The 8,896-nt window shown below is 72.7% G+C and carries 8 protein-coding genes; 4 read left to right on the forward strand and 4 right to left on the reverse strand.

All coding sequences use genetic code 11. The features are described from left to right. Positions 1-130: 130 nt before the first annotated feature. Positions 131-1,204 carry a Dyp-type peroxidase gene (locus IMZ11_RS12090; RefSeq protein WP_228640749.1) on the forward strand — a complete coding sequence of 358 codons (1,074 nt, stop codon included), beginning with the start codon at positions 131-133 and terminating at the stop codon, positions 1,202-1,204. Then, positions 1,201-2,016, forward strand: a complete 816-nt coding sequence (locus tag IMZ11_RS12095) for a family 1 encapsulin nanocompartment shell protein (protein WP_228640751.1) — start codon at positions 1,201-1,203, stop codon at positions 2,014-2,016. The genes IMZ11_RS12090 and IMZ11_RS12095 overlap by 4 nt, the downstream gene beginning before the upstream one ends. On the opposite strand, the gene IMZ11_RS12100 is transcribed toward IMZ11_RS12095, so the two are convergent. The 3 genes from IMZ11_RS12100 to IMZ11_RS12110 form a co-directional block, all read right to left on the reverse strand. Continuing rightward, positions 1,988-3,193: a PP2C family protein-serine/threonine phosphatase gene (locus tag IMZ11_RS12100; RefSeq protein WP_228640753.1), complete on the reverse strand. Its 1,206-nt coding sequence runs from the start codon at positions 3,191-3,193 to the stop codon at positions 1,988-1,990. The two genes, IMZ11_RS12095 and IMZ11_RS12100, sit on opposite strands and share 29 nt — an antisense overlap. 146 nt (positions 3,194-3,339) lie before the next feature. Continuing rightward, complete coding sequence (locus tag IMZ11_RS12105; RefSeq protein WP_228640755.1) at positions 3,340-4,626, reverse strand: MFS transporter; 1,287 nt, start codon at positions 4,624-4,626, stop codon at positions 3,340-3,342. A 45-nt stretch (positions 4,627-4,671) separates the two neighbouring features. After that, positions 4,672-5,349: a GntR family transcriptional regulator gene (locus IMZ11_RS12110; RefSeq protein ID WP_228640757.1), complete on the reverse strand. Its 678-nt coding sequence runs from the start codon at positions 5,347-5,349 to the stop codon at positions 4,672-4,674. 109 nt (positions 5,350-5,458) lie between these two features. Here IMZ11_RS12110 and IMZ11_RS12115 point away from each other — a divergent pair, with 109 nt between their 5' ends. Beyond that, the gene (locus IMZ11_RS12115; protein WP_228640759.1) at positions 5,459-6,190 is read left to right on the forward strand and encodes a FadR/GntR family transcriptional regulator; all 732 of its coding nucleotides are present in this window, start codon (positions 5,459-5,461) and stop codon (positions 6,188-6,190) included. Beyond that, a complete protein-coding gene (locus IMZ11_RS12120; RefSeq protein WP_228640761.1) occupies positions 6,187-7,488 on the forward strand; it encodes an MFS transporter in 1,302 nt (433 codons plus the stop codon). The genes IMZ11_RS12115 and IMZ11_RS12120 overlap by 4 nt, the downstream gene beginning before the upstream one ends. Before the next feature lie 92 nt (positions 7,489-7,580). Here the strand turns inward: IMZ11_RS12120 and IMZ11_RS12125 are convergent, their stop codons facing one another. Further along, positions 7,581-8,630: a hypothetical protein gene (locus IMZ11_RS12125; protein ID WP_228640763.1), complete on the reverse strand. Its 1,050-nt coding sequence runs from the start codon at positions 8,628-8,630 to the stop codon at positions 7,581-7,583. Positions 8,631-8,896 lie beyond the last annotated feature (266 nt).

The following is an 8,896-nucleotide window of genomic DNA, read 5'->3' on the forward strand; positions in this document are numbered from 1 at the left end:
GACATCGCGACAGGGAGGCCGCACCGAGTGGAGCAAAGCCACACAGAGTAGCCTCATGTGTACGTTCGGTGGGTGGTGGTCCTTTCCGGACCAGCGGAACCTCGGGGTGGCGCGTGAGGAGGGGGCGGCGATGGCGGAGCCCGACCAGGGTGCGATCCCGCAGCCGGTGCTGAGCCCGCTGACGAGGGCGGCGATCTTCCTCGTGGTCACGGTCGACCCCGGCGGCGAGTCGGTCGCGCGGGAGTTGTTGGCCGATGTGCCGGCGTTGCAGCGGGCCGTCGGTTTCCGGGCGCCGGAGGGCGCGCTGAGCTGTGTCGCCGCGATCGGGTCGCAGGCGTGGGACCGGCTGTTCGGCGGGCCGCGCCCGGCCGGGCTGCATCCCTTCCGTGAGCTGGCCGGCCCCGTCCACCACGCGGTGCGCACCCCCGGCGACCTGCTGTTCCACATCCGGGCCCAGCGGCTGGACCTGTGCTTCGGACTGGCGTCCCAGATCATGGATCGGCTGCGCGGCGCGGTGACCGTCCAGGACGAGGTCCATGGATTCAAGTACTTCGACGTACGCGACCTGCTCGGTTTCGTCGACGGGACCGAGAACCCGGTCGGCCCGGTGGCGGGCGCGGCGGTTCTGATCGGTGACGAGGACCCGGACTTCGCGGGCGGGAGCTACGTGATCGTACAGAAGTACCTGCACGATCTGCGGGCGTGGAACGCACTGCCCGTCGAGGCCCAGGAAAGGGTGATCGGCCGCACGAAATTGTCCGACATCGAGCTGGACGACGCCGTCAAACCGGCCGACTCCCATGTCGCGCTGACCACGATCGTCGACCCTGACGGCACCGAGCGGCAGATCCTGCGGGACAACATGCCCTTCGGGGCCGTAGGGCCCGGCGAGTTCGGCACGTACTTCATCGGCTACTCCCGCACGCCGGAGGTCACCGAGCGGATGCTGGAGCGGATGTTCCTGGGCGCCCCGCCGGCGAGCCACGACCGGATCCTGGACTTCTCCACCGCGGTGACCGGCACCCTGTTCTTCGTCCCGAGCGCCGACCTCCTCGACGACCTGCCCGACGCGCCCTGCGGTACCGCCGTGACCGACGCCGTGACCGACGCGGGGGCGGAAGCGGCCGAGTCCGCGTCTGATGTCCGGCCCGCGTCCGAGGGGTCCCTGGGGATCGGCGATCTGAAAGGGAGCGGCGCCCGATGAACAATCTGCACCGTGAACTGGCCCCGATCTCCGCCGCGGCCTGGGCCGACCTGGAGGACGAGGCGCGGCGCACGTTCGAGCGCCACGTGGCCGGCCGCCGCGTCGTCGACGTCCCCGGCCCCGGCGGTGTCCAGCTGTCGGCGGTCGCCACCGGACACCTGGAAGCGATCGACCCTCCCGCCGAGGGCGTCGTCGCTCACGCGCGCCGCTCTCAGTCCCTCGTCGAATTGCGGGTGCCGTTCACGGTCGAACGGCAGCAGGTGGACGACGTCGAGCGCGGAGCCAAGGACGCGGACTGGCAGCCCGTCAAGGACGCGGCGCGCAGGATCGCCTTCGCCGAGGACCGTGTGATCTTCGAGGGGTACGCCGCGGCCGGTGTCACCGGCATCCGCGACGGCTCCTCCAACCCGGCGATCACCTTGCCGTCCGAGGCGCGCGACTATCCCGAGGCCGTCAGCCGGGCGGTGACCGCTCTCCGGCTGGCGGGCGTCGGCGGCCCGTACACCCTGGCTCTCAGCGCCGACGCCTACACCGCGGTGAGCGAGACATCCGACCACGGCTATCCGATCCACGAGCACATCGCCCGGCTGCTGGACGGCCGGATCGTCTGGGCGCCCGCCATCGACGGGGCCTTCCTGCTGTCCACCCGCGGCGGAGACTTCGAGCTGCGCATCGGGCAGGACGTCTCGATCGGCTACCTGTCCCACGACGCCACGAGCATCCGGCTGTACTTCCAGGAAACGCTGACCTTCCTCCTGTACACCGGAGAGGCCGCGGTGGCGCTCACGGCGTCGTCCCGGCCCGCCGGTTGACGACACGTCCGCGCGACACCGCTCGGTCGGCCGCTCTGACGACGGGGTGGCGCGCGGACCCGCGGTGCAGGACCAGCACGGCGATGTCGTCTCGGGGGTTGCCCCCGGTGAAACGGGCCAGATCGGCGCGGAGCGTCGCGGCGAGCCGGTCCGGCGGCACGTCGGCCCACCGGCGCAGCCGCGCCCCGAGGGGATAGAAGTCGCCGTTCCCGTCGCGGGCCTCGGTGACGCCGTCGGTGCACAGCAGGAGCGTCGCCTCGTGCGGGAAGGCGAACCGCTCCACGACGTGCGGCTCCCGCGAGAGCCGCCCGAGCCCGAGAGGCACCCCGGTGCCGGGCAGGGCCACCGGCTCCGCGTGGCCGGCGCGCAGCAGGTACGGGGGGATGTGGCCGCAGTTGACGGTCTGCACCTTCGTCCCGCTGTCGATGTCGATGATGAGTGCGGTCACGAACCGTTCCGGCTCGCCCGTCTGCATGGCGAAGTAGTTGTGCCGCGTGACCGCGCTCTCCAGCGTGTCCACGATCACGGTGAGCGCGGGTTCGCGATGGGCCGCCTCCCGGAAGGCGCCGAGGACGGCGAAGGCGGTGCCGATCGCGGGCAGTCCCTTGCCCTGGACGTCGGCGATCAGCACCCGGGTTCCGTACGGCGACGCCGCCACCTCGTAGATGTCGCCGCCGACCATGCTGTCCTCCTCGACCGGCTGGTAGACGCCGTCGACCACGACCTCTTCCGTGCGTACGGGGAGCGGGCGGAGCAGTTGCCGTTGCAGGGCCGCGGCGGCGGAGCGCAGCCGGGTGACCTCCTCGTCCCGGTGTATCCGGTACCGGCAGCCGATGACGCTCAGCGCGCCGAAACCCGCGGTGAAGACCATCGCGATCACGTTGTCGGCGAGACTGCCGCCGACATACGCGGCGGAGCCCACGACCGTGAGGGTCACCCACACCGACGCGACCACGGTCTGCCGTACCGTGCCGATGCCCGCGATGAAGGCGGGAAGGAAGATGAGCAGTGGCGCCAGCCGTATGCCGGCTCCCGTGAGCAGGTCGAGCACGACGATGACCGTGGTGAGACCCAGGAGCCACATCGCGAGCACGACGGCCGAGGGGAAGGTCCGCGCTCCCGGCTCGCCCGCGCGCGGCGCGCCGGTCACGCCGCCGGGCCCGTCCTCGTCGCGCATGGCGGCTCCTTTCCCTCCTTCTCATGGGCGCCGGGCGAGCCACGATCCGCCCGCTTCCCCGGGTTCGTTCCCCTCCTGTCAGGATGCGCCGCCGGGAGGCGGCGCGGTAGGGCGGCCCGGCCCCGGAGCCGCCCACTCGCCGGACGTCAACCGGTACGGGACACCCGCTCCCGACTCGATCCGGGGCCGTGGACTCGCAGCGCCACCGCGATCAACGCGAGGCAGCCCGACGCAAGGAGGGCGCCGGCCGCGAGCATCGCCGTGTACGTGGTCACCGCGGACAGCGCCGCCAGAACGGCGGGCACGAGGAAGCCCGTGTAGGTGATGGCGTAGTAGACGCCGGTCAGTCCGGCCAGGTCCTCAGGGGTGGCGATGCGCTGCACCTCCAGCAGGCCGGAGACGACGGCGATGCCGTAGGCCGCGCCCAGCACCACCGCTCCGGCCGACCCCAGCCACGGCGACCGCGCGGCGGCGGTCGAGGCGGACACCGCCATACCGGCCGTCACGAGCGCCATCGCCGTCAGGACGGGCCGAGCCGTGGAGCGCCCGCCCAGCTTCTTGGCCAGCGGCTGGACCGCGACACCCGCGCCGAGCGTGAGCACGGTCAGGAGCGTGGCGTAGGCCAGGTCCCAGTGGCCGACACGGTCGGCGACCAGTTGTGGCGTCACCGCGTAGGCCACGCCCGCCGCGCCGAACACCCAGGGCGCCATCGGCACCACGACCCACAGGAACCGGCGGTGCCCGGCGGACGCTACTCGCAGATCCGCCCACAGGCTCCGGCGGCCCCCGGCCGGGTCCGCACGCGGGCGGGTCTCCGGCACCCGGGCCAGGCCGGCCAACGCGGGCAGGGCGACCGCCATGTGCACCAGGTAGGGCGTCACCATGGGCCACGGCCCCCACTGCGCCAGCACACCCGCCACTCCGGCGCCGAGCCCGAAGCCCGCGGTGAGCGCCAGCGAGGCCCGCCTGGCCCCCGCTCCGGCGTCCGCCACCGGGTCGAACGGGGCCTGCGACAGCTCCTTCACCCAGCTCGTGCCCACCGCCATGGCGACGCCGACGCCGACGCCCGTCAGCAGCCGCCCGGCGTAGAGGAACGTCTCGCCCGCCGCCCCCGCGGTCAGGACGACGCTCGCCAGCACTGACAGCGCCATCCCGGCCAGCATCAACGGCTTGCGTCCGTAGCGGTCGGACATCGGCCCGCCCACCAGCAGTCCCGGGACCAGCCCCACGACGTACGCCGCGAGGAAGGCGTCGACGGTCACCTCCGAATAGCCGCCGACCCGCCGGTACATCAGCAGCAACGGCGTGAACTGGTTGCCGCCCCACCCGCAGCCGAACATCGCCGCCGCCGCTAGCCACCAAGGCCGGGCGGGCGCGCTCATGGGGCCGGTCGCGGTCGCGATGCGCGCGTGGTCGTGGATCGTGCTCTTCATATCTCGTCGCCCGTCGTCTTCCCCGTCGCCTCGTGGTGGCGTCGCCTACGGCCGCCGGGCCGCGAACGCGCGGTGGGTGGCGTCGAGGTGGGCGCGCAGCGACTCCTCGAACCGCGGGACGTCACGGCCGGCGATGGCGTCGACCAGCGCGCCGTGCTCCCTGACCAGCACCGCCAGCCGTTCGGGCCGGGGCTGCAGGGCCTGCGCCGCCATCCGCAGCTGGCGGTCGCCGAGAGAGGCGTAGAACCGCTCGGCCAGTCCGTTGCCGGACGCGGCGACGATCGCCAGGTGGAACGCCTGGTCGGCGCGGGCGAACGCCCCGGTGTCCAGACGCCTGGCCGGACCCGACTGCGCGCGCACGGTCTCCCGCAGCCGCTCGACCACCTGGCCGAGCGCGTCGTCGTCCAGCCGCAGCAGGCGGCGTGCCGCCGAGCACTCCAGCGCCTCGCGCAGTTCAATGACGTCCTCGGCCTCGCCGGGGGCCAGCGGCACGACCACCGCCCCACGCTTCGGGAAGAGCCGGAGCAGTTCCTCGGCCTGGAGGCGCAGGAACGCCTCCCGCACCGGCGTACGGCTCACCCCCACCTGCTCGGCGATCTCACCCTCGCTGATGAGCGTTCCGCCCTGCAGCCGCCCGCTCACGATGAGCTCCTTGGTGAAGTCGTACGCCCGGTCCGCCGCCGGGAGCGGGGCCGTCGCCGCCCCGTGCCGCGCGTCCGCCATCGCCGCGCTCCTCCCATTCATAGATACAAGATAGATGCATGAAGGATACAGGCCGCCCCCTTCATGGCCGCCGGGACCCTGCTCGATCCGTCGGATACACTGCGTACAAATGTCGGACATCTATACGGAAATGGGAGCGGTGTTGCCACGGATGACGGCACCGGTGCGGCAGGAGCCGCTGGTCATGCAGCTCTGCGAGAGGTTCCGGACCCTGATCGACGACGGAACCTGGCCGATCGGATCCAGGATCCCGGGCGAGAACCAGTTGGCATCCGACCTCGGCGTCAGCCGCGGGACCGTCCGTGAGGCCCTGCGGGCCCTGAGCATGGCGGGCCTGCTGGAGCCGCGCGTCGGCGACGGCACCTACGTACGCGCCAAGGACGAACTCGCGGCCATCATCACCCGCGATCAGCGAGGCGACGAGCTGGGGGACACCCTGGACGTGCGGTCGATCCTGGAGACCGCCGCCGCGGTCCGGGCCGCCCGCCATCGCACCGAAGAGGACATCCGCGCGTTGCGCCGCGCGCTGGCCGACCGCGCCACGGCCGCCGTCGCCCTGGACGTGGACGCCTACGTGGAGGCGGACGCCGCCTTCCACCGCGCACTGATGCGCGCCGGCGGCAACCCCCTGCTCCTGCGGCTGTACGAGGCGGTCAACGAGAGCATGGTCGCCTCCATCCGGCGGACCACGTCGCTTCCCGAGGACCCCCAGTTGGGCGCGCTCCATGAGGCGCTCGCGGACGCCGTCGAGGCGGGCAGCGCCGACCGGGCGGGCGTCTGCGCCGCCGAACTGTTCCGAGAGGTCGAGTTCCTCAGTGCCGTCTCCGGGGAGCCGTCGTGACCTTCCGCGTCTCCGCCGGCTCGACCGCTTCCGCGCCCGACTCCTCCGGTACGGGCCACTCCGGCATGGGCCACTCGGGCACGGGCCGCTCCGGCACCGGGCACGCGGCTCTGAAGCTCGTGGCCGTCCTGCTCGTGGCCGGGTGCCTGCGCCCGGCCCTGACCTCCGTCGGTCCGGTCCTCGACATGATCGGCGCCGACACGGGTCTGGGGACCACCGCGCTCGGTGTCCTCGGCGCGCTTCCGCTGTTGGCCTTCGCCGTCCTGTCCCCCCTCGTCCACGTGCCCGGCCAGCGCTTCGGCGCGGAACGCGTGGTCCTGTGGGCGCTGGCCGCGCTGGCGGTCGGCATCGTCGTCCGCTCGCTCCCCGGCGCCGCCTGGCTGTGGGCCGGAACCGCCCTGGTCGGCGCGGCGATCGCCGTCGGCAACGTGCTCGTCCCCTCGATCGTCAAACGCGACCATCCCGGCGCCGTCTCGCGGGTCACCGGCGGCTACACGTCCGTCATGACCGGCTTCGCGGCTCTCGCGTCAGGTGTCGCCGTCCCGATCGCCGTGGCGACCGGGGACGGCTGGCGGTGGTCACTGGCCGTCTGGGCCGGCCCCGCGGTCGTGGCCGCGGCGGTCTGGGCGGTGCGCATGCGCGGTACGCGCGCCCGAGCGGCCGCCGCCTCGGCCGCGGCGGCGGCTCCGGACGCTCCGGCCGTACGGGAAAGGCCCGTCTGGAGGTCGGCGATCGCGTGGCAGGTGACGTTGTTCATGGGCCTGCAGTCGACGGCCTTCTACCTCCTGGTCACCTGGCTGCCCACGATCGAGACGGCGCGAGGCGTGAACGCGGGCGCGGCCGGTTGGTACCTCTTCCTCTTCCAGGCCGTCGGCATCGTCTCGGGGCTGGCGGTGACCGCCGTCATGGGCCGCAGGGCGGACCAGCGCGCGGTCGGTGCGCTGGTCAGCGTTCCGATGGCGGCCGCGATGGCCGGCATGCTGTGGGCTCCCGACTGGAGCCCGGTGTGGGCCGTCATCGCGGGAATCAGCTCCGGCAGCTCCATCGTCGTCGCCCTCGCCCTCATCGGTCTGCGCACCCGGACCTTCCTGCACACCGCGAAGCTGTCGGGCATGGCCCAGTCGGTGGGCTACCTGCTCGCCGCCACCGGCCCGATCGCCGCCGGATGGCTCGCCGACAGCAGCGGCTCCTGGACCCCCGTGCTCGCTCTCATCGCCGTGGTCGCGCTCGCGCAGGCGTGTGTCGCGCTCTGGGCGGGGCGGGACCGCTACACCCATCCCGAACCCGTGAACGCCTAGCCGACGTCGACGCCGACGCGGCGGGAGCGTTGCCGGCCCGGATGGCCGTTGCGGGTCCGGCGAGCCGCGCGTGTGGCCCGATGGCGGGGGAGTCAGCCTCCGATCAGGGTGAAGGGGATGCTCGCCCGGACGACGCCGTTGATGACGATCTCCAGGAGGCGGGGTCCGGGAGGCTCGCTCCTGGTCGTGACGGGCCGGAACGAGTGGGATCTCGTCACCGTGAACGTCTGTCCGGAATCGGTGGCCGTACGCTCGCCGAGGTGGAAGACCCGCCGGGATCCGTCGCGGCGCACCGCGTATCTGAGGACGAGCGGGCCGGAGGACTCGGCGACGAGGGTGGCGGTGAACCGCAGCAACCCGCCCACGGCCACCTGCTCCGTCTCCAGGACGAGCGCGTCGACGGATCCGCTGCCCGGAGTGGCTCCCACCAGGTGCAGCGCGCCCGGATGTCCGGCGCGCAGCAGTCCGCGTACCGCGTGGCGCAGCACCCTCTCGACGTGTGAGCCGCCTTCGGTACGCCAGCGGTCGAGCAGCCGGACCGCGGGTTCGGGATGGTCCTTGGAGAGGTCGTTGACGTGGTTGGCCACCGAGCGGCGCACGTATTCGCTGGGATCCTCGCGCAGCAGGTCGAGGATCGGCAGTGTCGGCCCCGGCTCCATCAGCCACCGCACGCGTGAGCCCCAGGGGAGCCGGGGACGCGACCCCTCGGAGGCGAGCCGCCGCAGGTGCTCGTCGCCGGACTCGGCCCAGCCGTGCATGATCTTCAAAGCGTCGTCCCGGTATCGGTCCAGGTAGGGCCGTACCGCGAACTCGCCGGTCGAATAGGGCGTCAGCACGGCGATCGTGGCCATCGCCTCGTCGAGATGGTCGAGCCCGTGCCTTCCCACGTAGTCGGTGGCCGGCCAGCCGCTCCACATGTCGAGCCGGACCCGGTTCACCGTCTCTCGCAGAACCTCGGCCGCCTGGGGGAACGGCAGCGCCAGCGCCTCGTGCAGCGCCGATGAGACATGGCGGACACGGTCCTTGAGCTCCAGCTCGTCGAGCCCCGCGGTCGCCGCCGACACGAAACGATCGTGCGGGAAGGGCGCCCAGGACGCCGCCACGCCGTCGGCGAGCAGCGCCACGGACTCGTCGTTGATCATCGCTTTCAATGGTTGGGCCACGGGCGGCACTCTGCCAGGCGGCACCGACATTCCGGGGCCGGTCCCGGCCGCGGTGCCGTCCCGGTGTTCGTCCTCGTCTCACTGCCGACCAGCCGGCTCAGGTTCGGGCTCGTCGGACTCAGCGACCGTGTCCAGGCGCTCGGCGGCACGATCGAGGTCGCGCGCCCGCCTCGGTAACCGGCCTGACCGGGGGAGGGAAGGCGGGGGTCGGTCTGGTGCATGATGCCCTTTACCGGTGGGGCCAC

This window comes from Microtetraspora sp. AC03309 (assembly GCF_020826795.1).
Taxonomy (GTDB): Bacteria; Actinomycetota; Actinomycetes; order Streptosporangiales; family Streptosporangiaceae; genus Microtetraspora; species Microtetraspora glauca.

Bases quoted from the DNA above. Each gene is read 5' to 3' on its own strand.
- IMZ11_RS12115 (WP_228640759.1), top strand. From the start codon at position 5,459: ATGTCGGACATCTATACGGAAATGGGAGCGGTGTTGCCACGGATGACG.
- IMZ11_RS12125 (WP_228640763.1), bottom strand. From the start codon at position 8,630: ATGATCAACGACGAGTCCGTGGCGCTGCTCGCCGACGGCGTGGCGGCG.
- IMZ11_RS12090 (WP_228640749.1), top strand. From the start codon at position 131: ATGGCGGAGCCCGACCAGGGTGCGATCCCGCAGCCGGTGCTGAGCCCG.
- IMZ11_RS12105 (WP_228640755.1), bottom strand. From the start codon at position 4,626: ATGAAGAGCACGATCCACGACCACGCGCGCATCGCGACCGCGACCGGC.
- IMZ11_RS12110 (WP_228640757.1), bottom strand. From the start codon at position 5,349: ATGGCGGACGCGCGGCACGGGGCGGCGACGGCCCCGCTCCCGGCGGCG.
- IMZ11_RS12100 (WP_228640753.1), bottom strand. From the start codon at position 3,193: ATGCGCGACGAGGACGGGCCCGGCGGCGTGACCGGCGCGCCGCGCGCG.
- IMZ11_RS12095 (WP_228640751.1), top strand. From the start codon at position 1,201: ATGAACAATCTGCACCGTGAACTGGCCCCGATCTCCGCCGCGGCCTGG.